The sequence below is a fragment of the Prauserella cavernicola genome, assembly GCF_016595675.1.
In the GTDB taxonomy this organism is placed as follows: Bacteria; Actinomycetota; Actinomycetes; order Mycobacteriales; family Pseudonocardiaceae; genus Prauserella_A; species Prauserella_A cavernicola.
This window is the reverse complement of sequence record NZ_JAENJH010000008.1, coordinates 74,112-98,864: the sequence shown is the minus strand read 5'-3', so window position 1 is coordinate 98,864 and position 24,753 is coordinate 74,112. Positions and strand designations below refer to the sequence as shown.

22 protein-coding genes are annotated in these 24,753 nt (G+C 70.6%); 11 read left to right on the top strand and 11 right to left on the bottom strand.

The features are described from left to right. Positions 1 to 12: 12 nt before the first annotated feature. Genes dmpG through JHE00_RS26210 form a run of 4 tightly spaced genes read right to left on the bottom strand, consistent with a single transcriptional unit; the run spans position 13 to position 4,510 of the window. Entirely contained in the window at positions 13 to 1,020 is a 1,008-nt protein-coding gene (gene dmpG, locus JHE00_RS26225) for a 4-hydroxy-2-oxovalerate aldolase (RefSeq protein WP_200322949.1), read from the bottom strand. Position 1,021: 1 nt separating this feature from the next. After that, complete coding sequence (locus JHE00_RS26220) at positions 1,022 to 1,966, bottom strand: acetaldehyde dehydrogenase (acetylating) (RefSeq protein WP_200322942.1); 945 nt, start codon at positions 1,964 to 1,966, stop codon at positions 1,022 to 1,024. 34 nt (positions 1,967 to 2,000) lie between these two features. Then, positions 2,001 to 3,716 carry an IlvD/Edd family dehydratase gene (locus JHE00_RS26215; RefSeq protein ID WP_200322939.1) on the bottom strand — a complete coding sequence of 572 codons (1,716 nt, stop codon included), beginning with the start codon at positions 3,714 to 3,716 and terminating at the stop codon, positions 2,001 to 2,003. Beyond that, complete coding sequence (locus JHE00_RS26210; protein ID WP_200322937.1) at positions 3,713 to 4,510, bottom strand: IclR family transcriptional regulator; 798 nt, start codon at positions 4,508 to 4,510, stop codon at positions 3,713 to 3,715. Before JHE00_RS26210 ends, JHE00_RS26215 begins: the two co-directional genes overlap by 4 nt. A gap of 197 nt (positions 4,511 to 4,707) precedes the next feature. Here JHE00_RS26210 and JHE00_RS26205 point away from each other — a divergent pair, with 197 nt between their 5' ends. Genes JHE00_RS26205 through JHE00_RS26195 form a run of 3 tightly spaced genes read left to right on the top strand, consistent with a single transcriptional unit; the run spans position 4,708 to position 8,059 of the window. Next, on the top strand, positions 4,708 to 5,811 hold the full coding sequence (locus JHE00_RS26205; RefSeq protein ID WP_200322935.1) for an isocitrate/isopropylmalate dehydrogenase family protein: 1,104 nt from the start codon (positions 4,708 to 4,710) through the stop codon (positions 5,809 to 5,811). Continuing rightward, on the top strand, positions 5,811 to 7,280 hold the full coding sequence (locus JHE00_RS26200; protein WP_307832116.1) for a GntT/GntP/DsdX family permease: 1,470 nt from the start codon (positions 5,811 to 5,813) through the stop codon (positions 7,278 to 7,280). The genes JHE00_RS26205 and JHE00_RS26200 overlap by 1 nt, the downstream gene beginning before the upstream one ends. Before the next feature lie 35 nt (positions 7,281 to 7,315). Next, positions 7,316 to 8,059 carry an SDR family NAD(P)-dependent oxidoreductase gene (locus JHE00_RS26195; RefSeq protein WP_200322933.1) on the top strand — a complete coding sequence of 248 codons (744 nt, stop codon included), beginning with the start codon at positions 7,316 to 7,318 and terminating at the stop codon, positions 8,057 to 8,059. 11 nt (positions 8,060 to 8,070) lie between these two features. Here the strand turns inward: JHE00_RS26195 and JHE00_RS26190 are convergent, their stop codons facing one another. After that, on the bottom strand, positions 8,071 to 8,844 hold the full coding sequence (locus JHE00_RS26190; RefSeq protein ID WP_307832115.1) for a hydroxypyruvate isomerase family protein: 774 nt from the start codon (positions 8,842 to 8,844) through the stop codon (positions 8,071 to 8,073). Between the two features lie 168 nt (positions 8,845 to 9,012). On the opposite strand from JHE00_RS26190, the gene JHE00_RS26185 reads away from it, so the two are divergent. Both JHE00_RS26185 and JHE00_RS26180 read left to right on the top strand, forming a co-directional pair. After that, positions 9,013 to 10,338 carry a bile acid:sodium symporter family protein gene (locus JHE00_RS26185; RefSeq protein ID WP_200322931.1) on the top strand — a complete coding sequence of 442 codons (1,326 nt, stop codon included), beginning with the start codon at positions 9,013 to 9,015 and terminating at the stop codon, positions 10,336 to 10,338. Then, positions 10,335 to 11,117 carry an N-acyl homoserine lactonase family protein gene (locus tag JHE00_RS26180; RefSeq protein ID WP_200322929.1) on the top strand — a complete coding sequence of 261 codons (783 nt, stop codon included), beginning with the start codon at positions 10,335 to 10,337 and terminating at the stop codon, positions 11,115 to 11,117. Before JHE00_RS26185 ends, JHE00_RS26180 begins: the two co-directional genes overlap by 4 nt. A 37-nt stretch (positions 11,118 to 11,154) precedes the next feature. On the opposite strand, the gene JHE00_RS26175 is transcribed toward JHE00_RS26180, so the two are convergent. The 4 genes from JHE00_RS26175 to JHE00_RS26160 all read right to left on the bottom strand — a co-directional run bounded on the left by JHE00_RS26175 (position 11,155) and on the right by JHE00_RS26160 (position 16,029). Next, entirely contained in the window at positions 11,155 to 12,081 is a 927-nt protein-coding gene (locus JHE00_RS26175) for an alpha/beta hydrolase (RefSeq protein ID WP_200322927.1), read from the bottom strand. Positions 12,082 to 12,424: 343 nt separating this feature from the next. Continuing rightward, on the bottom strand, positions 12,425 to 12,859 hold the full coding sequence (locus JHE00_RS26170; RefSeq protein ID WP_200322925.1) for a GlcG/HbpS family heme-binding protein: 435 nt from the start codon (positions 12,857 to 12,859) through the stop codon (positions 12,425 to 12,427). Positions 12,860 to 12,892: 33 nt separating this feature from the next. Next, on the bottom strand, positions 12,893 to 14,050 hold the full coding sequence (locus JHE00_RS26165) for a thiolase family protein (RefSeq protein WP_200322923.1): 1,158 nt from the start codon (positions 14,048 to 14,050) through the stop codon (positions 12,893 to 12,895). After that, the gene (locus tag JHE00_RS26160) at positions 14,047 to 16,029 is read right to left on the bottom strand and encodes an acetoacetate--CoA ligase (protein ID WP_200322921.1); all 1,983 of its coding nucleotides are present in this window, start codon (positions 16,027 to 16,029) and stop codon (positions 14,047 to 14,049) included. Before JHE00_RS26160 ends, JHE00_RS26165 begins: the two co-directional genes overlap by 4 nt. Positions 16,030 to 16,269: 240 nt before the next feature. Here JHE00_RS26160 and JHE00_RS26155 point away from each other — a divergent pair, with 240 nt between their 5' ends. Next, positions 16,270 to 16,719, top strand: a complete 450-nt coding sequence (locus JHE00_RS26155; protein ID WP_200322919.1) for a MaoC family dehydratase — start codon at positions 16,270 to 16,272, stop codon at positions 16,717 to 16,719. Between the two features lie 63 nt (positions 16,720 to 16,782). On the opposite strand, the gene JHE00_RS26150 is transcribed toward JHE00_RS26155, so the two are convergent. Continuing rightward, the gene (locus tag JHE00_RS26150) at positions 16,783 to 18,159 is read right to left on the bottom strand and encodes an LLM class flavin-dependent oxidoreductase (RefSeq protein ID WP_307832114.1); all 1,377 of its coding nucleotides are present in this window, start codon (positions 18,157 to 18,159) and stop codon (positions 16,783 to 16,785) included. Between the two features lie 182 nt (positions 18,160 to 18,341). Here JHE00_RS26150 and JHE00_RS26145 point away from each other — a divergent pair, with 182 nt between their 5' ends. Beyond that, positions 18,342 to 19,589: a PucR family transcriptional regulator gene (locus tag JHE00_RS26145; RefSeq protein ID WP_200322915.1), complete on the top strand. Its 1,248-nt coding sequence runs from the start codon at positions 18,342 to 18,344 to the stop codon at positions 19,587 to 19,589. A 20-nt stretch (positions 19,590 to 19,609) separates the two neighbouring features. On the opposite strand, the gene JHE00_RS26140 is transcribed toward JHE00_RS26145, so the two are convergent. Beyond that, positions 19,610 to 20,647: an Ldh family oxidoreductase gene (locus JHE00_RS26140; protein ID WP_200322913.1), complete on the bottom strand. Its 1,038-nt coding sequence runs from the start codon at positions 20,645 to 20,647 to the stop codon at positions 19,610 to 19,612. An 81-nt stretch (positions 20,648 to 20,728) separates the two neighbouring features. Between JHE00_RS26140 and JHE00_RS26135 the strand changes: the two genes are divergently transcribed. From JHE00_RS26135 to JHE00_RS26120, 4 genes are all read left to right on the top strand, one after another. Further along, complete coding sequence (locus tag JHE00_RS26135) at positions 20,729 to 21,634, top strand: LysR family transcriptional regulator (protein ID WP_200322911.1); 906 nt, start codon at positions 20,729 to 20,731, stop codon at positions 21,632 to 21,634. 141 nt (positions 21,635 to 21,775) lie between these two features. Beyond that, positions 21,776 to 22,744, top strand: a complete 969-nt coding sequence (locus JHE00_RS26130) for a Bug family tripartite tricarboxylate transporter substrate binding protein (RefSeq protein WP_230425004.1) — start codon at positions 21,776 to 21,778, stop codon at positions 22,742 to 22,744. Continuing rightward, complete coding sequence (locus JHE00_RS26125) at positions 22,741 to 23,220, top strand: tripartite tricarboxylate transporter TctB family protein (RefSeq protein ID WP_200322907.1); 480 nt, start codon at positions 22,741 to 22,743, stop codon at positions 23,218 to 23,220. Before JHE00_RS26130 ends, JHE00_RS26125 begins: the two co-directional genes overlap by 4 nt. Continuing rightward, the gene (locus JHE00_RS26120; RefSeq protein WP_200322905.1) at positions 23,220 to 24,752 is read left to right on the top strand and encodes a tripartite tricarboxylate transporter permease; all 1,533 of its coding nucleotides are present in this window, start codon (positions 23,220 to 23,222) and stop codon (positions 24,750 to 24,752) included. The genes JHE00_RS26125 and JHE00_RS26120 overlap by 1 nt, the downstream gene beginning before the upstream one ends. Position 24,753: the final 1 nt, after the last annotated feature.

Here is a 24,753-nt window from a genome sequence, read left to right as displayed (position 1 = left end):
CTTTCTGGAGTGTCAGACAGCTTCGCGCAGCGTGCGCGCGACGTCGACGATCAGGTCCTCCTGGCCCACGATCAGGCCCCGCTTGCCCACCTCGACGAGCAGCCTGCGCACGTCGACGTCGTAGGTGCGGGCCGCCTTCTCCGCGTGCCGCAGGAAGCTGGAGTACACCCCGGCGTAGCCCAGCGTCAGCGTCTCCCGGTCGACCCGCACGGGCCTGTCCTGGATCGGCCGCACCAGGTCGTCGGCCGCGTCCTGCAGGGCGAACACGTCGCAACCGTGCTGCCAGCCCAGCAGATCCGCCACCGCGACGAAGGCCTCGAGCGGGGTGTTGCCCGCGCCCGCACCGTGCCCGGCCAGCGAGGCGTCCACGCGGTCGCAGTCCTCCTCGACCGCGGCCACGGAGTTCGCGACCGACAGCGAGAGGTTCTCGTGGGCGTGGATGCCGATCTCGGTCCCGGGGTCGAGCGTGTCGCGGAAGGCTCGCACGCGGGCTCGCACGGCGTCGGTGGTCAGCCGCCCGGCGGAGTCGGTCACGTAGACACAGTGCGCACCCGCGCGCTCCACCAGCCTGGCCGAGCTGGCGAGCTCGTCGGGTGGCAGGACGTGCGACATCATCAGGAAGCCCGACACGTCCATGCCGATGTCCCTGGCCCACTCGATGTGCTGCAGTCCGGTGTCGGCCTCGGCGCAGTGCACGGCGATGCGCACCGAGCGGATACCGAGCCGGTAGGCGCGGCGCAGGTCGTCGACCGTGCCGATGCCGGGAATGAGCAATGTGGTCAGTCGCGCCCTGGTGACGACCTCGGCGAGTGCGGCGATCCACTCGTCGTCGGTGTGGCTGGCCGCGCCGTAGGTCAGGGTGGATGCCGCCAGTCCGTCGCCGTGGGAGATCTCGATGGCGTCGACGCCGGCCGCGTCCAGTGCCGCGGCGATCCGCACGAGCCGGTCCTTGTCGATGCGGTGCCGGATGGCGTGCATGCCGTCGCGCAACGTCACGTCCTGGATGAACACCCTGGTCATGTCAGGCCACCTCGCTCTCGACGTCGCGGGCACCGAGCCGGGCGGTGACGTCGAGGGCCGCTGTGGTCATGATGTCGAGGTTGCCCGCGTAGGTGCCGAGGTGATCGCCCGCGCCCCGCACCTCCAGCGAGACCGCCACCTCCCAGTGCTCCCGCGACGCCTCGCCGATCAGGGTGCGCAGCGGTTCGTCCCGCTCGATCGGCCGGAACCCGACGTCCTGCTTGAGCCGGTAGCCGGGCACCCTGCCCGCCACGTCGGTGACCGCCGCCTCGACCGAGGAGGAGATCGCCGCGCAGCGGGTGTCGTCCAGCGCGTCGACGAGGCCGAGCACGGTGACGCGCATGGCCATCGGCGGATCGGCCGGGTTGAGCACCGTGACCGCCTTGCCCCTGCGGGCGCCGCCGATCCGCTGGATGGCCTGGCGCGTGGCCTCGGTGAACTCGTCGAGGTTGGCCCGGGTGCCCTGGCCCGCGGACGACGAGGCGATCGAGGCGACGACCTCCGCGTAGTGCACCGCCACGACGCCGCTGATCGCGTGGACGATCGGCACGGCGGCTTGGCCGGAACAGCTGACCAGGCCGACGGCGGGGCCGTCCGTCAGCTGGTCCAGGTTGACCGAGGGCACCACCATTGATGTCGTTGCCGCCGGGGTGAGGGCGACCAGCCGCCGCTCGTGCGGAGCGAGCACCGCCACGTGCTCGGTATGGGCGGCCGCCGTGCTCGCGTCCAGCACCACCGCGACGTCGGCGAAGGCGTCCAGTTCGACCAGCCCGGCCACGCCGCGGTCGGTGGTGGCCACCCCCAGCTCGCGGGCCATCGCCAGCCCGGGGGAGTCCGGATCGGTCCCGGCCACGGCCACCGGCTCCAGTCCGGGGTGCCGGTGCAGCTTCACGAGCAGGTCGGTGCCGACATGGCCCGGCCCGATGATGGCGACCTTCGTCGTCATGGCTCACTCCTCACTAGGGCTGCGCGTGCGGTGCTCAGTGGCTGGCCCGGGGTACGCCCGAGCCGCGCTTGCCACGCAGGAAGTCCAGGTCGGCGCCGGTGTCGGCCTGCGTGACGTGCTGGAGGTAGAGCTGCGTGTACCCGCCCGTGTCGGGGATCGGGTGCTCGCCGCGCACGGAGCGTCTGCGCTCCAGTTCGGCGTCGTCCACCTCCAGGTGCAGCCGCCGCGCGGGCACGTCGAGCTCGATCACGTCGCCGTCCTGGACGAGCGCAAGCGGTCCGCCCGCCGCCGATTCCGGCGCCACGTGCAGCACGACCGCGCCGAACGCGGTGCCGCTCATCCGGGCGTCGGAGATGCGCACCATGTCGGTGACCCCGGCGCGCAGCAGCTTGGCCGGGATCGGCAGGTTGCCCATCTCGGGCATACCCGGATAGCCCTTCGGTCCCGCGCCCTTGAGTACCAGCACCGAGTCGGCGTGCACGTCCAGCTCGGGGTCGTCGATGCGGGCGCGCAGATCGTCGATGTCCTCGAACACGACGGCGCGACCGCGGTGCACCAGCAGGTCCTTCTCGGCCGCGGACGGTTTGATGATCGCGCCGTCCGGGGCGAGGTTGCCGCGCAGCACCGCGATGCCCGCGTTCTCCTGCAGCGGATCGTCGACCGACCGGATGACGGGGGAACCCCAGCCTGTCGCACCGGCCACGTTCTCACCGAGGGTGCGTCCGGTGACCGTCGGCGCGTCGAGGTGGAGCCGGTCGCCGAGCCGGTTGATCACCACCGGAATGCCGCCCGCGTCGAAGAAGTCCTCCATCAGGTACCTGCCCGAGGGGACCAGATCGACCAGCAATGGCACGTCGGCGGCGACCGCGTCGAAGTCGTCGAGGCTCAGCTCGACACCCGTGCGACCGGCCACGGCCAGCAGGTGCACCACCGCGTTCGTCGAGCCGCCGATCGCCGCGTTGACACGAATCGCGTTCTCCAGCGACTCGCGGGTGAGCACAGTGGACAGTCGCAGGTCCTCGCGCACCAGCTCCACCGCCCGGTGGCCGGTGTCGTGGGCGAGGCTCCTGCGCCGCGCGTCGACGGCGGGGATGGCGGCGTTGCCGGTGAGCGCGAGGCCCATGGTCTCGACCATCGAGGCCATCGTCGAGGCGGTGCCCATGGTGTTGCAGCTGCCGTTGGAGCGCCACATGCACACCTCGGCGCCCACGAAGTCCTCCGGCGTCATCGTGCCGGCCCGCACCTGGTCGTACATCGCGTAGGTGCCGGTGCCCGACGGGAGCTGGACGCCGTTGCGCCGACCGGTCAGGGTCGGCCCGCCGGAGAGCATGATGCTCGGCAGGTCCACGCTGGCCGCGCCCATCAGCAGAGCGGGGGTGGTCTTGTCGCAGCCCGCCAGCAGCACGACGCCGTCCAGGGGGTTGGACCGCAACGTCTCCTCGACGTCCATGCTGGCCAGGTTGCGATACATCATCGTGGACGGGCGCATGAGCGTCTCGCCCAGCGACGTCACGGGGAACTCCAGCGGCAGCCCGCCCGCCTCGTACACGCCGCGGGCGACGTGCTCGGCGAGATCACGCAGGTGCGCGTTGCACGGCGCGAGCTGTGACCAGGTGTTGCAGATGCCGATCACGGGACGCCCGTCGAACATCCGGTCCGGCAGCCCCATCGCCTTGAGCCCGGAGCGATGGAAAAACCCGATCTTGTCCGCGCCACCGAACCAGGTCTGCGAACGGCGCTGCTCGCTCATCCCGCCTCCACCAGCTGCTCGCTGACCGAGCGAGCGGCCTCGTGCACGGCCTTGGTGATCTGGGCGCCGGACTTCTCGAAGGTGCTGCGGATGGTGGTCACCGAGATCGCGGCCACGGCGAAGCCCGTCGCGTCGATGATCGGCGCCGCGGCGCAGCAGACCTCCTCGACCAGTTCGCCGTCGTCGAGCGCGTAGCCCTTCTCCCGAGTGGTCTCCAGGCGCTCGCGCAGCTCGGCGATCGAGCCCGCGGTGAACCGTGTGTAGGGCGCGGGGTGGAAGTCGCGCAGGTAGCGGTCGCGGATGTCGTCGGGGGAGTGGGCCAGGATCGCCTTGCCCAGCGCCGTGGCGTAGGCGGGCACCTCGCTGCCCGGCACCGGCTCCACGCGGATGAGCTGGCGCGACGGCACGCTGTCGGCGTAGATGATGGAGCCCTGGTGCAGGGTCGCGAGGTTCACCGTCTCGTGGAACGCCTCGGCCAGCTCGATCAGCTTGGGCCGGGCGAGGTCGATCAGGCCAGTGCGGTCCTTCACGGAGTTGGCGATCGCGACCAGTTTCATGGTGAGCCGGTACCGCCGCGTCTCGGCGACGTGTTCGACGTAGCCGGCGCTCATCAGCGTGCTGAGCAGCCGGTCGACGGCCGGTTTGGACAGTGCCAGCTCGCGCGCGAGGTCGGAGACCCCGCCGGACTCGCGCCTGCCCAGTGCCTCGATCAGGCGCATGGCGTTCGCCACCGAGGTGACCTCCCGGTCCCGGCGGGCCGACGCAGCCTGCGCGTCGGGCGGATCCAGTGACACATCGACTCCTCATGGTTCGCGTCGCGACAGGACAACTTGCGGTGAGCTTATGGTTCGCCATGCGAGACGTCAATCCTCGCAAGAGCGGCCAGTCGGGATCATTTCGTTGACTTCGTCGCCGATGGATCCTACTTTGACTCGCTATACGAACAATTGTTTCGCTAGTCGGGTCGATCGGCTCGATGGAGGGAGATGCGGTGACGTACGAAATCGCCACGCTGCGCGGCGACGGCATCGGTCCGGAGATCACCGACGAGGGCGTCAAGGTGCTGCGCGCGGCCGCCGAGGTCACTCCGGGTCTCGACCTGGAGTTCACCCAGCTCGCGGGCGGTGCCGACCACTACGCCGAGCACGGCGAGGTCGCTCCGGACAGCACCTGGAAGACCATGCGGAGCGCGCACGCGATCCTGCTCGGCTCGATGGGACACCCCGATATCCGGATGCCGGACGGCACGGAGGCACAGGGGCACTTCATCGTCAACGCGCGCAAGTCGCTCGGGCTCTACGCGGGTGTGCGCCCGATCAAGCTCTACCCCGGCGCGCGTGGCATCGACCCGAACCAGAAGCACGTCGACCTGGTGCTGGTCAGGGAGAGCACCGAGGGCCTGTTCGCCTCCTTCGGCGGCGGCGCGGAGATCTCCGGCGAGGTCTACGCCGACACCATGATCGTCACGCGCAAGGGCACCGAGCGAGTCGCCCGCCACGCCTTCGAGCTGGCGCGCACCCGCAGTGGCAGGCCGCAGGACGGCGACCGCCGCGTGACCTGTGTGGACAAGGCGAACATCTTCCGCTCGCTGGCGTTTTTCCGGGAGGTCTTCGACGGCGTCGCCACCGAGTACCCGGACGTCACCGCAGACCACGCGCTGGTCGACTCCTTCGCGATGCTGCTCATCCAGCATCCCGAACGCTACGACGTGCTGGTCACCGAGAACATGTTCGGCGACATCCTGTCCGATCTGGCCGCCGCACTGGTCGGCGGACTCGGGCTCGCGCCCTCCGGCGACATCGGTGACGAGCACGCCATGTTCCAGCCCGCGCACGGGTCGGCGCCCGACATCGCCGGACAGGACAAGGCCAACCCGGTGGCCACCATCGTCTCCGGCCGCATGATGCTGGACTGGCTGGCGAGCCGGCACGACGACGACGCCCTGCGCGCGGCGGCCGATGTCGTCGAACGTGCCGTGGTGACGACCATGGAGTCCGGCGCGCTCACCGCCGACCTCGGTGGTGAGCTGAGCTGCTCGCAGTTCGGTGACGCGGTGGCGGCCACCGTGCGACGGCTCGCCGCGGAGGCCGGCTGATGCGTCTCGTGGCCGCGATGGCGGCGCAGGAACCGGCCGCCACCGCGGCCATCGGCCAGGGCCCGCTGCTGGGGCTCACGGTCGCGACGATCGTGATCGTCATCGTGCTCATCGCCTGGGCGAAGCTGCACCCGCTGATCGCGCTGATTCTGGGCTCCGCCGTGCTGGGCCTCGGTTCCGGGCTCGGCGCCGAGTCCACCGTGGCCGAGTTCGTGGACGGGCTCGGCGGCACGATCGGCGACATCGGTCTGCTGATCGCGCTCGGTGCCATGCTCGGTCAGCTGCTCAACGTGTCCGGCGCGGCCGACCGGCTGGTCGACCGCTTCGTCCACGCGGTGCCCGAGCGCGCCATTCCCTGGGCCATGGCGGCGATCGCGTTCCTCATCGGACTGCCGCTGTTCTTCGAAGTGGCGCTGGTGCTGGTGTTCCCGATCATCGTGCTCGTGGTGCGCCGCACCGGCGTGCCGCTGCTCAAGGTGGCCATCCCCGCGCTGGCCGCGCTCTCGTTGCTCAACGGGTTCCTGCCGCCGCACCCCGGCCCGCTGCTCGCCGTCTCCGCGTTCGACGCCGACCTGGGGCTGACCCTGTTGTACGGCCTGATCGTCGCGATCCCGACAGTAATCATCGGCGGCCCGCTGCTCGGCAACGTCCTGGCCAGGGTGGTGCCCTCGCCGCCGGTCGAGAGCCTGCCCTACGACCGGCGCGACGAGAACGACGACGAGGGCAACGACGAGAAGGACGGCGCTGGCAAGGGTTCCGGTGGTGCGCGGGTCGCGGCGCGCGAGAAGCCGGCGCTTCGCGTGCCGAGCATCGGCGCCACGCTCGCCACGATGTTGCTGCCGATCGTGCTGATGCTCGTCAGGGCGATCGCCGAACTCGTGCTGCCCGAGGGCAACGCGGCGCGGCGTTTCGCCGAGACCATCGGTGAGCCGACGGTCGCCCTGCTCGCCGGGTGCCTGCTCGCGATGGTCACCTTCGGGCTGGCGACGGGAATGGGCAGGCAGAAGGTCAGCGGCGTGATGGGCTCGGGCCTGCCGCTGGTCGCCGGAGTCATCCTCATCGTCGGCGCGGGTGGTGGCTTCAAGAACACGCTCGTCGCGACCGGGGTCGGCGACACGATCGCCGAACTGACCCGCGATCTCGGCCTGCCCGCACTGGTGCTGGCGTGGCTGCTGGCCGCGCTGATCCGCATCGCGGTCGGCTCCGGAACGGTCGCCATCATCACCACCGCCGGGCTGCTCGCGCCGTTGGCCACCGGGATGGACCCCAGCAACGCGGCGCTGCTCGCGCTCGCCGTCGGCGCGGGCTCGCGGTTCGGGTCGCACGTGAACGACGCCGGGTTCTGGATGGTCAAGGAGTTCCTGAACCTCAGCGTCAAGGACACCTTCCGCACGTGGACGCTGATGGACTGCGTGGTCTCGCTGGTGGCCGGAGCCGGAGTGGTGGCGCTCGGCGCGGTCGTCGGCTGAGCGCTCAACGAGGAAGTAGAGGGATTGCGTTGGGAATGCGAGACAGGGTCGTCGTGGTGACCGGGGGAGCGGGCGGCATCGGCCAGGCGTGCGTGGAAGCGGTTCTCGCCGATGGCGGGCTGCCGGTGGTGCTCGACGCCGCCCCCGGTCCGGCCTCCGGCACGGTGCCGCACCACCAGGCCGACGTCACCGATTCCGCGCGGCTGACGGAGGTGATGACCGACATCGGAGCCCGCTACGGCCGGATCGATGTCCTGGTGAACAACGCCGCGGCGGTCAGGGCGGGCGACATCGAGGAGACCGCGCTCGAGGACTGGACGACGCTGTGGGACGTCAACGTGCTCGGTTACGCCCGGGCGATCCGGGCCGCCCTGCCGTATCTGCGCGCCTCGCCCGCGGGCGCGATCGTGAACATGTCGTCGTTCACCGCGGCCGCGGGGTTCCGGCGGCGGGTCGCCTACGCCACGACCAAGGGTGCGATCGAGGCCATGACCCGGGCGGTGGCGGCCGACCTGGCGGCCGAGGGGATCACGGTCAACGCGGTCCGACCAGGCACAGTGGACACCGCTCTGCTGGCCTCGCTCGCGGCCAAGGCGCCGGACCGCGACGCCGCGCGCGCCACCTACGCCGCGCGCCAGCCCACCGGGCGGATGGTCGACGCGGCCGAGATCGCGCACGCGGTGCTCTTCCTCGCCGACCCCGTCAACCGGTCCACGACCGGAGCGGTGATCGCCGTCGACGGCGGGATCTCCGGCACGCGCAGCACTCCGATGGACTGAGGCGAGCCGGGTCAGCGCGACGGGAAGTACTCCAGCGCGATCCGGCCCGCGTAGCCGCGGGAGCGCAACCGGGTCAGGAGTCGGTCGAACTCGATGTGGCCGGTTCCCGGTTCGTGCCGCCCGGGGTGGTCGGCGACCTGGACGTGCACGATGCGCCCGGCGTAGGCGTCGATGTCGGCGTCGAGGTCCGATCCGTTGGCCGCCAGGTGATAGAGATCTGCCAGTAGGCCCACCGAGCCGTGAACGCCGGTCGCCGCGTCGACCTCGTCGAGTACGGCGACCGCGTTCGCCGCGGTCACCAGCGGGTAGGACGGTACGCCGCTGAGTGGCTCCAGCATGGGTACTCCGCCCAGCGGGCCCAGCCGCCCGCAGGCGTGCACGAGGTTGGCCACTGCCGTCGCGCGCTGCTCCGGTCCGGACAGGCCGGGACGGCGCTCGCCGAAGGGAACACAGAACAGTCGCACTCCGAGCCGCAGTGCCAGCTCGCGGATCACCTCGACGTGCTCGCGGAATTCCGCGCCGCGGTGGGGATGCGACAGGATGCCGCGTTCACCGGCGTCAGCGTCACCGAGGACGAAGTTCAGTGCGACCAGGTCCAGGCCGGCCGTCTCGATGGTGGTGGCGAAGTCGTCGAGCTCTATTGCGGACGGAACCGCGGTGCTGAACGGCCACCACGACTCCACGGCGGTGTAGCCGTCCCGGGCGGCGGCCGAGGGTCGGTCCCCCGTGGGCAGGCAGGCGTAGAGCGTGGACAGGTTGGCGACCGTCTCGGCCGGATCGAGCACGAAGACCCTCCTTGTCGCATATCGAAGCAATGCTTCGCTATGAGGAACAAACCGTTGCGTGACACTGAGAACTATCCGATATCGGCCGTTGACCCTCGACCCACGCCTGCTTAGCATAATCCGCACAGCGAATCTATCTTCACAATTCGAAACAACTACGGAGCCTCAATGAGGAAGCTACGTCTCGCTTGTCTCGGTCTCGCCGCGCTCGGGGCGCTCGTGCTGGTCGTCGGCCTCGTCGTCGGGGCACCCTCGGTCTGGCAGCCCGCTCTGGTGGTGACCGGGTTCGGGATCGCGATCGGACTGGGCGCACTGCCCGCGCTGTCCGGCTACCAGTACACGGGCTGGGTCATCGCGTGTGTCGCCGCCGCCCTGGTCTACCCCGGCGGATTCGAGAGCTGGGGCGGAGTCGAGCTCACCGACAAGTTCCTGATCAACACGATCATCCAGCTGGTCATGTTCGGCATGGCCATCCACATGCGCATCAACGACTTCAAGGGCGTGGCGCGTCAGCCGCGCGGCGTGCTGGTCGGCCTCTTCGGCCACTACCTGATCATGCCGACCACCGCCGTGATCCTGGTGCAGATCTTCGAGCTTCCCCCCGAGGTGGCGCTGGGCGTGATCCTCTACGGCTGTGTCTCCAGTGGGCTGGCCTCCAATGTGATGAGCCTGCTCGCCAAGGCGAACCTGGGGCTCGCCGTCACCATCACCGCGATGTCGACGATCCTCTCGCCGCTGGCCACGCCGGCACTGATGCAGCTGTTCGGCGGCACGATCGTCGAGGTCGGTTTCGTCAGCACGATGTTCGACGTCATCAAGATCACCGTGGTGCCGGTGGGTGCCGCGCTGCTCGTCGACTACCTGCGCACCGCGAGCCCGCGCGCCACCCGCGTCGTGAACATCGCCGCGGGCGTCTCCGCGGTCTGGCTCGTCGTCGGACTGAGCCTGTGGAACACGGTGACCGCAGGGCTGTCCGCCAACGCGGTTCTCGCGCTGCAGCAGGCCTGCTACGTCGCCGCCGCCATCATCCTCGCCAGGGCCTACTACGCGGTGGAGACCCACTACGCCTGGATCGGCCGCGCCATGCCGTACGTGTCGATGTTCGGGATCATGTACTACAACACCGTGGTCACTGCCGCGGCCCGCGACACCGTGCTCACCGTGGGCGGAGTGCTCCTGCTGATCGGTCTGATCCACAACCTGACCGGCTTCAGTTTCGGGTACTGGGCGGCGCGGGCCGCCCGGCTCGACATCCCGGCCTCGCGGTCGGTCTCCTTCGAGATCGGTATGCAGAACGGCGGCGCGGCCAGCGGGCTGGCGGCTTCGATGGGCATGATCGCCACCGCCGGAGTGCCCGCCGCCGTGTTCAGCCCACTGGGCAACGTCACCGGATCGCTGTTGGCGAACTACTGGTCGCGACGCCCGGTGTCCGCGGACACCCAGGACTCCGCACCGGATTCCGGTGCCGAACTCGCAATCGAGGAGAAGCGATGACGGGCTACGAGGTGCTCGCGGTCAAGTTCGGCGAGTGGCACACCACCAAGAGCGTGCTGTACCACTCGTTCCACGCCTACGACGAGCCCGACGCCGACGTGCTCATCGACTACTACTTCTGGGTCGTGCGCGACGAACGGCGCACGGTGGTCGTCGACTGCGGCTTCCGCCCGGAGGTGGCGTTGCGGCGCGGCCGGCAGCTCGTGACGCCGGTGCGAGAGGCGCTGAGCCGCGTGGACGTCGACCCGGACGACGTGTCGCACGTGGTGCTGACCCACTTCCACTACGACCACATCGGCAATCTCGACCTGTTCCCTCGTTCGACCGTGGTCACCGGCGCCGCCGAATACGGGTTCTGGACGGGCCCGACCGGGTCCCGCCCGCTGTTCGCTCCCGCCGTGGAGGCCGAGGAAGTGGCGTGGGTGCAGGAGGCCCACCACGAAGGGCGGTTGCTGCGGCTGCCCGAGGACGACCCGCGGCTGCCGGGTATCTCGTTCCACCAGGTGCCCGGCCACACTCCCGGCCAGATCGTGGTCGATGTCGAAGGAGCGAACGACCGGCGCGTGGTGCTCGCCTCCGACGCCTCGCACACCTACGAGGAGTTCAAGCTGGAGCGACCCTTCCACATCGCGTCCAGTCTGCCCGACATGTACGACGGGCTGGCCTGGCTCAACCGGATCCAGGGTGAGGCCGAGGTGGTGCCGGGACACGACAGTCAGGTGCTGAGCCGGTATCCGGCTGCCAAGGCCGACCCGGAGATCGCGGTGCGGATCGCCTGAACGACATCTGATCCACTGTGGACACAGCGGGCGGCGGCTAGGTGATCCTGACCGTGGCCCGGCCGAGCCAGTCCCGTGCTCGCCGGACGTAGTCCTGTGCGACGGAGGTCCTGGGCGCCCACGACTCGAACCCGTGCGGCGCCCCGGCGACGATGTCGAGGTCGCAGTCGACGCCCGCGTCGCGCAGTCGCTGGGCGTAGTCGGTGTCCTCCGCGTGGAACAGATCGATGTCACCGACCCCGATCCAGGCCGTCGGAAGGCCCGCGAGGTTCTCGCGTCGGGCGGCCGCCGCGTGTGGCGCGGTGGGCCGCCCGGGTTCGTGGCCGAGGTAGGCCGACCAGCCGAATCGGTTGTCGGGGTTGCTCCAGATCCAGTGCCGCAGGTCGTCGAGTTCGGTTCTGGCGGCCGTCCGGTCGTCGAGCATCGGGCAGAACAGGAGCTGGGCGCACGGTTGGATCCCGCCCCGGTCGTGGATGCGGTGGGCCAGGCAGGCGGCCAGTCCGCCACCCGCGCTCTGGCCACCGATCGCGATCCGCGCCGGATCCACGCCGAGTTCCGCGTACGAGCGCTGGAACCAGTCCCACGCCGCGGTGCAGTCGTCGATGGCCGCGGGGAACGGATCGTCCGGGGCCACGCGGTAGTCGACGGAGACCACGACCATGCCCAGTTCCCGTGCGGTGACGGCGCAGAACCTGTGGTCCTGGGTGTGCAGACCCGCGACGTAACCGCCGCCGTGGATCCAGAGGAGCCCGGCCCCGGAAGCGCCGGACTCCGGCCGGTAGACGCGGACGGTGCGGCCGTCCGCGTCGACGTCCTGGAACCGCACGCCGTCGATCGCGGTGTCGGGAAGGAACCGGCGCAGCATGGCCCGGGACAGGCGACGTAGCCAGCTCCAGCGCATCGGGAGCGCGGGAACCCGCCGGACGGCCCGGCGCAACTCGGGGTGGACCTTGGTTAGCTCCATGCTTCACTCCCCGCGGCCGCGCCCGATGATCTTGTCGTGATCACCGACAGCCTACCCGCGCGCGACAGACTGGGGCGGAATCGTTACGCCCCAACACAATTCGCGACGCACAGTGATCGTCGCGCCGGGAAAGGTGCGCGCGTGGTCCGGTCACCGACTGCCAGGACGCCGCGTCGAGCCGCTGACGGTGATAATGATCGTCTGCGTCGTGCTGTGGTCCGGGCTCTCGACGTTGTCGATCGCGCTGGGCGCGTCGCCGCGGAGATCATTCGGCGACGCCGGGATGGCGATTCGGGTCAGCCGCCGGAACCGGCGCTGAGACCGGTTCCGGAACCGCCGATGCCTACTCCGCGCCGGTGACCGCCGTCAGGCCCGCCGCCTCGATGCCCGCCACCGCGGCGGCCTCGTCGTTCAGCGACGCGTCGCCGCTGATGCCCACGGCGCCCAGCAGCTCACCCGAGGCCGAGCGGACCAGCACGCCGCCGGGGACGGTGAAGATCTTGCCGCCGGCCAGCGCGGCGACGGAGGTGAAGAACTCCGGCGAGTCCGCGGCGCGTGCGGCGATCTGCCGGTTGGTCATGCCCAGTGCGAGGACGCCGTAGGCCTTGCCGGTCGCGACGTCCGGCCGGGCGAAACCCGAGCCGTCCTGCCTGGCCAGCGCCACGACCGCACCTCCGGGGTCGAGCACGGCGACCGTGAGCGGGTTGAACCCCGCCTTGCCCCCGTGGTCGAGTGCGGCGCCGATGATGGTGTTGGCCTGCTCGAGCGTGATCGTCACACGTTCTCCCTACGCCGTTGTCGTGCTTCGAGTCTAGAGATCTTGGTCGAGAAGAACAGCGATGCCCTGACCACCTCCGCCGCACAGCGTCGCCACGCCTCGGCGCAGGCCGCGTCGCCGCAGTTCGAGCGCGCAGGTGAGGACCAGTCGGAAGCCGGTACCGCCGTAGGGGTGACCGAGCGCGATCGCGCCGCCGTTGGGGTTCACGCGGTCCGCGGAGATCCCCAGCTCGCGGCACGCGTGGATCACCACGCCCGCGAACGCCTCGTTGATCTCGAAGAGGTCGATGTCGGCGACGTCGAGGCCGGTGCGCTTCAGCAGGTCCCTGGTCGCGTTGCCCGGCTGTTCGTGCAGTGAGCTCGTCGGCCCGGCCGAGTAGCCCCAGCCCGCGATGCGCGCGAGCGGCCGCAGCGAGTGCCGTTCGGCCGCGGCGAGGGTGCCGACCAGGCCCACGGCCGCTCCGTCGGAGATCTGCGAGGCGTTGCCCGCCGTGATCGTGCCGCCCTCGAACAGCGGCGTGAGCGAGGCGAGCTTGTCCGGGTCCGAGTTCGGCCGGATGCCCTCGTCGGTGGCCAGGACATCCTGCTCCGGACCCGAGGCGGGGTCGCTCCAGCGGGGCAGCGGGGCGAGCTCACCGGTGGAGGCGAGGTCCGCGCGGCTCGCGCGCAGGTGGGACTCGACCGCCCACGCGTCCTGCTCCTCGCGGGCGATGTCCAGTGCGGTGTTGCGCCGGTCCGACAGCTCGGCCATCGACAGCCCGGAGATGTGGTCGAGCAGCGAGTCGTGCTCCAGCGCCGACCTCGGTTGCTCACCGGGAGGCGCGACCTGCGCCGCGCGCGACGACGAGTCGAAGCCGCCCACCAGGTAGAGGTGGCCCTCGTCGCGCTCCACCCGGCGGGTGGCGTCCACGACGGAGTCGACGCCCGCGAGGCAGGCGTTGTTGAGCGTGGTCGCCGGGATCTCGGCACCGAGGCCGGAGCGGTAGAGCGCGGTCCTGGCCGGGTTCGGCCCGTGGCCCGCCTGCATGACCATGGCGAACAGGGCGCCGTCGGCGTCGCTGACCCCGGGATGGCGTTCCCGCAGCGCGCGCAGCGACGTCCCGGCCAGCGCCATGGTGTCGTACCCGGCGAGCGCGCCGTTGTAGCGACCGTAGGGGGTGCGCAGACCACCGAGTACGTACGCGGCGGTCATGCCGGCACCTTTCCGTCGTCGAGTCGGGTGCCTCCGAGGCCGGCGAACTCCCGGAGGCATTCCGGGTTCGCCAGCGACGTGAAGCGGCTGAGGTCCTCGCCGGAGGCCGCCTTCCTGGCCGCGCCCTCCACGCGTTTTCCGTTGAGGGTGTAGGGGATCGCGCTCACCTGGTGGATCTCGGCAGGCACGTGCCGGGGAGAGGCCTGCCCCCGGATCGTCGCGCGGATCTTCGTGGCGAGCTCGTCGTCGAGCACCAGGCCGTCCTGCAGGACGACGCACAGCACGATCCGCTCGTCGCCACCGTGCTTCAGGCCGAAGACCACCGAGTCGCTGATCTCCGGCACCGACTCCAGCGGCCGGTAGACCTCGGCCGTGCCGATCCGGACGCCCTGCGGGTTGAGCGTGTTGTCGGAGCGGCCGTGGATGATCACGCCGCCGGACAGGGTCATCTCGGCGAGGTCGCCGTGCGTCCAGATCCCGTCGTAGGCCTCGAAGTACGCCTGCCGGTACCGCTCGTCGCCGCCCTCGCCGACGAACGTCAGCGGCATCGACGGGAACGGCCGCGTGCAGACGAGCTCACCGGGCACCCCGACCACCGACGAGCCCTTCTCGTCGAGCACGTCGACGGCCTGGCCGAGGATCCGGCAGCTCATCTCACCAGCGCGGACCGGGTGCAGCGGTGACCCGCCGAGAAACGACGAGAGCAGTTCCGTGCCGCCGGAGATCGGCGACAGCCGCGCGGCGGGCACCTGGGCGTGGACCCACTCGAACTGGTCGGCGCTCAACGGGGCGCCTGAGCTCAGGAAAGTCCTGATGGCGGAGAGGTCGTGGTGCTCGCCGGGCCGGTACCCCGCCGACTGCAGCGCCGCGAGGTAGCTGGGACTGGTGCCGAAGGCGGTGACGCCGCACTCCTGCGCGAGCCGCCAGAGCACGCCGTGGTCGGGCCGCCCGTCGACCCGCGGGATCGCGGCGTCGTCGTAGAGGACGATCGCGCCGCCCCGCACGAGGGTCAGCGCCAGCCAGTGGAACATCATCCAGGCGATGTTGGTGAACCACAGGGTCACGTCCTGACGGTGCAGGTCGGTGTGGAACGCGTGCTCCATCGTGAGCTTCAGCAGGATCCCGCCACCGGAGTGGACGATCGCCTTCGGTTTGCCCGTGGTCCCGGAGCTATACATCACCAGCGCGGGCGTGTCGAACGGGTGGGTGTCCCAGGTGAAACCGGTGCTCCGCGGCAGCTCGCCCGCCGCGAGCGTCGCGTAGTCGACGGTCGGGACGCCCAGGTCGAGCCCGGGGCCGGTGCTCTCGTCGGCGAGCAGCACCACCCCGCGCAGCGAGCCGAGCGCCGAGGCCAGGTCGGCCACGCGGTCGCGGTAGTCGTGGTCGCGGCCGTTGTACCGGTAGCGAGTGGGGGCGAACAGCACCGCCGGTGACACCTGGCCGATGCGGTCGAGCACCGCGTCCGCCGAGAAGTCGGGGGAGCAGGACGTCCACGTCGCGCCCACCGCGAGGGTGGCGAGAAACGACACGAGCGCGGGCTTGCCGTTCGGCGCGATGGTCGCCACGACCGAGCCCGGTCCGACCCCGGTGGCGCGCAGCCACGCGGCCACGGCCTCGGTCTCGGCCTTCAGCTCGGCGTAGGTGGTGCGGCCGCGCACGCCCTCGGCGCCCGCCTCGAACACCGCGGTGTCCCCGGGCCCGCCCGACAGCAGTGCGGCCGCGACGTTGACCCTGCCCTCGGGGAAGAACCGGCGCCCTGCCATGTCGGCGGCGCCGTTGTCGTCGACGGGGCCGAGGTCGACGGGCAGGTCGGTGAACTCGGCCGCCGCCCGCCAGAAGTCCGCGGGAGCCGACACCGACCAGCGCCAGAGCGCGTCGTATTCGCCGAGACCGAAGCCGAGCCGGGTGGCGAACCGCCCCAGCGCCGAGGCGGCCGCGGTGTCGGCGTCCGGTTCGGAGATGACTCGGTGACGGGCCACGATCTTCATCGTTCGGGCCTCCCAGTACGAAGAGGACGGTGCGGGTTCACGGTAGGTCGGGCGTGCGCGCCCGGGGAAGGCACAGTTGCGCCCGTCGCTCTGCACATCTGCACGCTCACCCAGGCCTGCTGGTCTCGGCGCGGGCATTACTGCAGCCCGGTGTGCGCGATTCGCCCTTGTCGTGGCACGCGGGTTTTTCGACAATTCCTCGAACGACCGGTTGCGAGGAGGCACACGAGCATGAGCGAGGCACAGTCCACCGATCCCTGGGCTCGCACGCGCAAGGGCAAGCCGAAGGTGGGGGACGTCGCCACTCGTCCGTACACCCTCACCATGGAGGACACCGAGGCGTGGGCGCGGATCAGCGAGGACTACAACCCGTTGCACTTCGACGACGCCGCGGCCGAGAAGTCGCTGTTCGGCAGGCGGGTCGGCCACGGAGGGCTGATGCAGGCGATCCTGCACGGAATCGCGGGCACCGATCTGCCGGGTCCTGGCACGGTCTTCCTCCAGCTCGACTGGAAGCTGAAGAACCCGATCTACTTCGACGAGACCGTCATCGGTGAGGTGACGGTGCTCGAGGTGCGCGACGACAAGCCGATCTGCAAGCTCGAGGTCTCGATCACCCGGCCCGACGGTGCCGTGGCACTGACCGGCACCTGCACGACCTGGACGTCGCAGCTCGACTGACCGCGCCGCGTGATCGCGCACCCGGGCTCCGGACGGTGGTCACCGTCCGGAGCCCGTGGTCGTTCAGCGGTGGTAGGTCGAGCCGACGTGGTCCTTCGGGAGCCGAGGACCGGTCCCGCCCAGGCGTTCCCGCAGCGTCGGGCCCCGGTCGGGAGCCACGGCCCGGCCGCGGCGGCGCAGCTCCGGCACCACGTACTCGGCGACGTCGGCGAAGGTCCCCGGCGTCACCGCGAAGGCCAGGTTGAAGCCGTCCGCGCCCGTCTCGTCGATCCAGCGCTCCATCTCGTCGGCGACGCGCTCGGGCCCGCCGACGGCCACCGGTCCGCGGCCGCCGACGGCGAGGTGCTCGGCGATGTCGGCCGTGGTCCAGTCGCGGTCGGGGTCGTCGGAGGTGAACACGGCCAGCGCCGAGCGGCCCGCGTCGGTCTCGGCGTAGCGCAGCGGCTGGTCGGAGGGCACGCCGGCCAGGTCGAGGCCGGTCCAGCCGCCGAACAGCGACAGCGCGGCCTCGCGCGAGGCCAGGTCCAGGTACGACCGGTACTTCGCCTCGGCGAGCGCGTCGGTCTCGGCGACGATCGGCGTCAGCTGGGCGTAGACGACGACCGAGTGGGGATCGCGTCCGGCGGCCTCGATCTGCTCCCGCAGCTTGGCGATGTTGCGGGCCAGCACCCCGGTCGACGGGCCCGACACGAACACCGCCTCGGCGTGCCTGCCCGCGAAGCTCAGCCCCGACGACGACGCCCCTGCCTGGAACAGCGTGGGTGTGCGCTGTGGCGAGGGCTCGCACAGGAACGCCCCGGGAACCGTGAAGTACGTGCCCTCGTGGTCGATGTCGTGCACTTTGGACGGATCGGTGAACAGCCCGCGCTCCGGGTCGTCGACGACCGCGTCGTCCTCCCAGGAGCCCTCCCACAGCTTGTAGCAGACCTCGAGGTGCTCCTCGGCCAGTGCGTAGCGCTCGTCGTGCGGCAGCCGGGTCAGGCCCAGGTTCTCGGCGGCGCTCGTGAGGTAGCCGGTGACGACGTTCCAGCCGACCCGGCCCTTGGTCAGGTGGTCGAGCGTGGTGAAGCGCCTGGCGAGACTGAACGGATGTTCGTAGCTGACCGAGGCCGTGATCCCGAAGCCGAGGCCGCGCGTGGCGGCCGCCATGGCCGAGACGGCCATCATCGGATCGCCCTGCGGCACCTGCACGCCGTTCGCCAGCGCCGCGTCCCGCGAACCGGCGTACACGTCGGACATGCCGAGCACGTCGGCGATGAACAGCGAGTCAAAGTCCGCCTCGTCGATGGTGCGGGCGAGCTCGACCCAGTGTTCGAGGTCGGTGTAGCGGCGGCCTCGGTCGTCGGGGTGGCGCCAGAGCCCGGAGGATTGGTGGGTGACGGCGTTCTGCACGAACGCGTTGAGCCTGATGGGCTTTCCTGACCGTCCCGAGTTGTCCACTGTACTTCCTTTCGGCGTGGAGACTTCAGAAGTGCGCTCGCCATCGAGCTTTCGAGGGCCACACTCGGTTTCCTGGAATGTCCACAAACCACAGACGCGGTGTTGCGGGACCGTTCGCTGTAGTATTGCTCCATGCTCGAGGCGCGTCATCGGGATCTGGGAACAATGTCGGGGTGTTCGTTGTGACGGGGTCTCAACGCGGCTTCGAGGATCCGGAGGAGATCGGCAGGCTGCTGACCGAGACGATCTGCGCGCAGCACCCGGACTACGCGGCCCTGTCTCCCGAGGTCTACGCCGACGTCGTGGACGCGAACGTCCAGAACGCCAGGTTGTACGCCTACGTCGTGCTGGAGGACAAGCGCCCCACACCCGCCCAGCTGGCCAGCCTCGCGGACGCCGCTCGCCGCCGGGTCGGGCAGGGCGTCACGCTCGAGAGCCTGCTGCGTGCGTACCGCATCGGCGCCCGCCGGATGTGGAAGGAGATGAGCGAGCGCAGGCCGGATCTCGACCAGCACGCGCTCACCGATCTGACCCTGAACTACATCGACTGGATCAGCACCACGGGCGAACACGCGTACCTCGGTGAGCAGCGCCGGTTGCTCGCCTCCGGCCACGACCGCACGCGGCTCTCGCTCGGGGCGCTGGTGGAGGACCACTTCACCACCGATGACGAGCGGGACGCCGCGGTCGGGGAGCTGGGACTGGACCCGGCGGGAGCGCACGTCGGCGCGGTCATCGCAGGTGCGCACACCGGGGTGGCGGTGCCGGTCGAGCAGCTGTGGGGCGTCCTGCAGTCCGTCCGGCGGTCCGCGCCGACGTCGGTCGCCGCGGTGCTGCCGCGGGGTGCGGTCGTGCTGTTCCCCGCCTCGGCCACCACGGGGATCTCCGAGCTCCTCCACCGCGCCCTGCAGTCCGCCTCCGGCCCGCACGCCGACGTCCTGCGCGCCGGGGTCGGCGAGCCACGGGCCGGTGCCGCGCAGATCGCCGCGACGGTGCGGGAGGCCGAGCGCGCACTGCTGCTCGGCGGCATCCTGCACCCGGGCAAGCCCGTGCACGGCTACGAGGACATCCGGTTCTTCGACCTGTTCCGGCAGGGCGAGCCGGTCGACGAGTTCGTCCGCGTGGTCCTCGGCGAGCAGCTGAAGGCCGACCGCGCGGGCCGGGGCAGACTGGACATGATCAAGACCCTGTACGTGTGGTTCACCCTCGGGATGAACCGCAAGGCCTCCGCCGAGCGGCTCGGCGTGCACCCCAACACGCTGGACAACCGCCTACGTCAGGCGACCAACCTGTTCGGGGTGGACGTGACCTCGCCGGAGCAGTCCTTCCGGTTCCAGCTCGCCGTGCGGCTCATCCCGTTGTGCAACCGCGCCGAGTGGCTGGACGGGCCACCCGCCCTGGCCGACATCCTCGGCGACGAGGGGGCCTAGCGAGCCGCGCCGGACCCGGATCAGCTCGTGCTCGCCCTGGCCAGGTTCCGCAGCGCCTCCAGGTCGGCGATCTCGATGTCGACTCCCTCGGCGGACTGCCGCCGGTGGTTCTCGAGCTCACGCTGCCCCGGCAGCTGCACCGGCCGGTCCGGGTCCGCGGCAGGCGTCGCCAGCAGGCGCGCCCTGAAGTCACTGACGCGCTCGGCCCGCTCCTCCGCCGAACCCAGCAGGGCCGTGTCGACGACGATGAAGAAATGCCCGAGGTCCTGCGGTTGTTCCGGGTTCTCGCTCCACGAGCTCACCCGGTCCAGGTACGCGGCCCCGGACAGCGCTCCCGCGAGCAGGTCGATCATCACCGAGAGCCCGTAGCCCTTGTGACCGGCGATGGGCTGGAGGAACCCGTTCAGTGCGGCCGCGGGATCGGTCGTGGGAACGCCCTCGGCGTCGGTGGCCCACGACTCGGGAATCGCCTCGCCCGCGGCCTTGGCGGCGCGGATCTTCGCCCGCGCCGCGACGCTGAGCGCGATGTCGGTGAGCACCGGGTCGCCGCCGGGACACGGCACGCCGATGCCGATCGGGTTGTTGCCGACCATCGTGGCCCTGCCGCCGTACGGCGCGATCGTCGTGGTGGCGTTGCTGGCGATGATCGCGGCGAAGCCCTCGCCGGCGGCCTGGTAGAGGTAGGGCATCACGGGTCCGAAATGGTTGCTGCCCTTGACGAACACGGCGCCGACTCCGGCCTCGCGGCCGCGCCCCAGCGCGCAGCGCAGCGCGCGGGTGCCGACGAGCGGACCCAGCCCGTTGTCCCCGTCCACGGTGGCGAGCGCGGGCGCGAGTCGTCGCACGGCGATGTCCGGCCGCGCGTTGACCCCGCCCGCGGCGATGCGCGAGAGGTACTGCGGAATGCGGTGCACGCCGTGGGTGTGGATGCCGAACAGGTCGGCGAGCAGGAGCACGTCGACGATCGGATCCCGGTCATCGGCGGGGATTCCCGACGCGGCGAGCGCCTCGTGGGACAGGCGGCGGACGTCGGCGATCGGGACGGGGCGAGTTGGCATAGCCGAACCCTGACAGGAGCGCCCAGCTGAAGACCAGCGCCGATTCGTGGACAGCGATATTAGCTCTGCTAATTTCGAGGCATGGACATCGATCTGCGCCGATTGTTCGTGCTCGAGGCGGTCGTGCGGCACGGGACGATGCTCGGCGCGGCCGAGGAGCTGTCGTACACGCAGTCGGCGGTGTCGCAGCAGATCCGCAGGCTCGAGGCCGAGCTCAAGACGAAGGTGCTCGAGCGGCACCCGCGCGGCGTCTTCCTGACCGAGGCGGGGCGGCTCGTGGTCGCCAGGGCGCGCGCTGTGCAGCGGGAGTTGCAGCGGCTGCGCAACGACCTCGACGACCTGGCGGGCGCGCGGACGGGAACGGTGCGGCTGGGTGTGTTCCCGACGTTCGCGGCGTCGTTGCTGCCGCTGGTCATCCGCCGCTTCCGCGAGCAGCACCCCGACGTGGAACTGGTGCTGCGCAACAGCCGGGGTGCGCCGCTGCGGGAGCTGCTCGAGGCGCGCGAGATCGACATGGCGCTGGCGTGGGACTACCCGTGGAACCGCGTCGACGACCCCGGCATGGCGACCCGGCCGCTGCTGTCCGACCGCAGCGTGCTGGTGCTGCCGAGGACGCATCGCTACGCCGGGCACCGGCGCGTCTCGCTGGCCGACCTCGCCGACGAGACCTGGGTGGTCAGGGCCGGTGGGCACCCGACGAGCGACCTGCTGGCCCGCTGCGCGGGCGCGGCGGGCTTCACCCCGAGGATCGCCGTGGAGGCCAACGACTATCCCGAGGTCCAGGCGATGATCGCGGGCGGCCTCGGCATCACGCTCTGCCCGGGCCTGGCGACCCAGCCGCTGCGCGAGGACGTCATCGTCACCGAGGTCGAGGCCACCGTGCCCGCCCGGCAGATCTACACGGCGCATCTCGCCGGACGCGAACCGAGCCCGGCCTACCGTGCGATGGAGTCGGTGATGGCCGACGTGGTGCGCGAATCGGTATAAGCATCAATTAACTCTGCCTCAACAGATTGATTCTGGTCTTCACTCTGACGCTGTCCTAATGTCGGGCGACCCCGGCTGTCGGACGGCGGCCGGACGCACTGCCGCGCTCGGCATTGAGACGAAGAGGTTGAGATGCGCCGCTTGCCCAGATCAGTCGTGCTGGCCGTCGCCGGCTGCCTTGCCGTGAGCGCGTGCGGAGTCACCGCGCAGGGGCGGCAGGAGACCGGCGTGCGCAACCTGACGATGGTGGTGGGGAACTCGCCGGGAGGCGGGTACGACACGATGGCCAGGCAGATCGCCGACGTCCTCGGCAAGGACGACATCGCCGCGGGGACGAGGGTGGTCAACGAGCCCGGCGCGGGCGGAACCGTTGCCCTGCAACAGCTCGTCAACGACGGCGGCTCTCGCGCGAAGGTGATGACCACGGGCGTGGCGGTGGTGGGCGCCGTGGTCACCAACAACGCGCCGGTCTCGCTGGCCGACACCACGCCGATCGCGCGGGTGCTCGAGGAGCCGATGATCATCGCGGTCGCGGCCGACTCGCCCTACCGGACACTGGACGACCTCGTCGAGGCCTGGCGCGCCGACCCACGCGGCATCACCGCCGCGGGAGGCGCCATCGGCGGGCCCGACTACCAGCAGGTGATGCTGCTCGCGAAGGCGATCGGGATCGACCCGACGACGGTCAACTTCGTGACCTACGACGGCGGGGGCGAGCTCCTGCCCGCGATCCTGGGCGGCAAGGTCGCCTTCACCGCCTCCGGCTACGCCGAGTGGGCCGACCAGATCGCCTCCGGCTCGATCCGTGTACTCGCGGTGTCAGGTGAGCAACGACTGTCCGAGCTCGACGCGCCGACACTGCGTGAACAGGGCGTCGATCTCACGTACACGAACTGGCGCGGGTTCGTCGCACCACCGGGCATCTCGGAGGACAAGCGGGCCCGCCTGGTCGAGCTGTTCGACCAGCTGCACCGTTCTCCGGAATGGCAGCGGGTGCTCGAGCGCAACGGCCAGCAGGACGCGTTCTCGGCGGGGCCGGAGTTCGAGGAGTTCCTCGACCGCCAGCAGGGCCTGGTGAAGTCGATCCTGGCCGATGCGGGGCTGCGGTGAACCGCGCGAGGCCGGGCATCCGGTCGGACCTGAGCGTGGTGCTGCTGCTGGTGGCGTTCGGCGGGCTGCTCGTCTGGGACACGCTGACGGCGCCCGCCGACGACATGCGGCGCGGGCCGGTGGGGCCTCAGACCATGCCGCTGCTGGTGGCCGGGGTGCTGCTGTTGTGCGCGGCCGTGCTCACCGTCGAGGCACTGCGCGGGCGGCGGCCTCGGGAGTCCGACGTGGACGCCACCGACTGGCGCACGTGGACGGCGGTGATCGGCGCGATCCTGCTGTGCGCCGTGGTCATCGACGTCGCCGGGTGGGTGCTCGCGGGCGGGCTCATGTTCTACCTGTGCGTCTACGCCTTCGGCAGCAGGCACTACGTCCGTGACCTCGTGGTCGCGGCGGTACTCGCACTCGGCTCGTTCTACCTCTTCTACAGCGGCCTCGGCATCGAGTTGCCCGCCGGAATCCTCCAGGGGGTGTTGTGATGGACGTCTGGCAGCAGCTCGCCGAGGGCTTCGCGATGGCCCTGACGCCGACCAACCTGCTCTACGCCGCGCTCGGTGTCCTGCTGGGCACCGCGGTCGGCGTCCTGCCGGGGCTCGGCACGTCGCTCACCGTCGCACTCCTGCTCCCGCTGACCTACGCGCTCGACCCGACCAGCGCGTTCATCATGTTCGCGGGGATCTACTACGGCGGCGCCTACGGAGGGTCGACGACGTCGATCCTGCTGAACACCCCCGGTGAGAGCTCCACGATCGTCACGGCGATCGAGGGCAACCTGATGGCCAAGAGCGGACGCGCGGCCCAGGCGCTGGCCACGGCGGCGATCGGGTCGTTCATCGCGGGCACCATCGGCTCGCTGTTGCTGGTGGTGCTGGCGTCGCCGATCGCGTCGCTCGCCATCCAGATGGGCGCCCCCGAGTACCTGTCCGTGATGGTGCTGGCGTTCGTCGCGGTCACGGCCGTGCTCGGCGCGTCGCGCGTGCGCGGGTTCGCCGCGCTCGGCATCGGGCTGATGATCGGCATGGTCGGTCTCGACCCGCAGTCCGGCCAGCAACGGCTGACCTTCGGCGTGCCACAGCTCATCGACGGTCTCGACATCGTGCTGGTCGCGGTGGCGATGTTCGCGATCACGGAGGCGTTGTGGGTCGCCTCGCGGCTGCGCACGGCGCCGGAGGAAGCGATCCCGGTGGGACGTCCGTGGCTGAGCGGGCGGGACCTGTCGCGGTCGTGGCGCCCGTGGCTTCGTGGCACGGTGTTCGGCTTCCCGTTCGGTGCGATCCCGGCCGGGGGAGCGGAGATCCCGACGTTCCTGTCGTACGTGACCGAGCGCAAGCTCAGCAAGCATCCTGAGGAGTTCGGCACCACCGGGGCCATCGAGGGTGTCGCCGGGCCGGAGGCGGCGAACAACTCGTCGGCGGCGGGGTCGGTCACCTCCATGCTCACCCTCGGGCTGCCCACCAGCGCCACCACCGCCGTCATGCTGGCAGCCTTCACGAGCTACGGCATCGCGCCGGGTCCACAGCTGTTGCAGAGCGAGAGCGAGCTCGTCTGGACACTGATCGCGAGCCTGTTCATCGGCAACGCGCTGCTCCTGCTGCTCAACCTGCCGCTCGCGCCCGCGTGGGCGAAGCTGTTGCGCATTCCCCGGCCGTATCTCTACGCCGGGATCGTGTTCTTCGCCGTGCTGGGCGCGTTCTCGGTCAACACGCAGGCGATCGACATCGCACTGCTCGCGGTGATCGGTGTACTGGGCTTCGTGCTCAGGAAGTTCGGGTTCCCCATCCTGCCGGTGATGATGGGCGTGATCCTCGGCCCCGAGGCCGAGCTCCAGCTGCGGCGCGCACTCCAGATCAGCGACGGCGACGTCACGACGCTCGTGTCCAGCCCCATGACGATCGGCGTCTATCTGGTGATCGCCGTGGTGATCGCCTGGCCGCTGCTGCGCTGGCTGGTGGGCAGGGTCCGCCGGGCCACCGGCGATCGCCCCGATGTCCAGGGCGATCGCCGGTCGTGAG

Excerpts from the sequence above, each read along its gene's own strand:
- JHE00_RS26185 (WP_200322931.1), top strand. The coding sequence starts at position 9,013 with ATGAGGAAGCTACGTCTCGCTTGTCTCGGTCTCGCCGCGCTCGGGGCG.
- JHE00_RS26140 (WP_200322913.1), bottom strand. The coding sequence starts at position 20,647 with ATGCCAACTCGCCCCGTCCCGATCGCCGACGTCCGCCGCCTGTCCCAC.
- dmpG (WP_200322949.1), bottom strand. The coding sequence starts at position 1,020 with ATGACCAGGGTGTTCATCCAGGACGTGACGTTGCGCGACGGCATGCAC.
- JHE00_RS26220 (WP_200322942.1), bottom strand. The coding sequence starts at position 1,966 with ATGACGACGAAGGTCGCCATCATCGGGCCGGGCCATGTCGGCACCGAC.
- JHE00_RS26180 (WP_200322929.1), top strand. The coding sequence starts at position 10,335 with ATGACGGGCTACGAGGTGCTCGCGGTCAAGTTCGGCGAGTGGCACACC.
- JHE00_RS26135 (WP_200322911.1), top strand. The coding sequence starts at position 20,729 with ATGGACATCGATCTGCGCCGATTGTTCGTGCTCGAGGCGGTCGTGCGG.
- JHE00_RS26165 (WP_200322923.1), bottom strand. The coding sequence starts at position 14,050 with ATGACCGCCGCGTACGTACTCGGTGGTCTGCGCACCCCCTACGGTCGC.
- JHE00_RS26175 (WP_200322927.1), bottom strand. The coding sequence starts at position 12,081 with ATGGAGCTAACCAAGGTCCACCCCGAGTTGCGCCGGGCCGTCCGGCGG.
- JHE00_RS26215 (WP_200322939.1), bottom strand. The coding sequence starts at position 3,716 with ATGAGCGAGCAGCGCCGTTCGCAGACCTGGTTCGGTGGCGCGGACAAG.
- JHE00_RS26120 (WP_200322905.1), top strand. The coding sequence starts at position 23,220 with ATGGACGTCTGGCAGCAGCTCGCCGAGGGCTTCGCGATGGCCCTGACG.
- JHE00_RS26200 (WP_307832116.1), top strand. The coding sequence starts at position 5,811 with ATGCGTCTCGTGGCCGCGATGGCGGCGCAGGAACCGGCCGCCACCGCG.
- JHE00_RS26155 (WP_200322919.1), top strand. The coding sequence starts at position 16,270 with ATGAGCGAGGCACAGTCCACCGATCCCTGGGCTCGCACGCGCAAGGGC.
- JHE00_RS26195 (WP_200322933.1), top strand. The coding sequence starts at position 7,316 with ATGCGAGACAGGGTCGTCGTGGTGACCGGGGGAGCGGGCGGCATCGGC.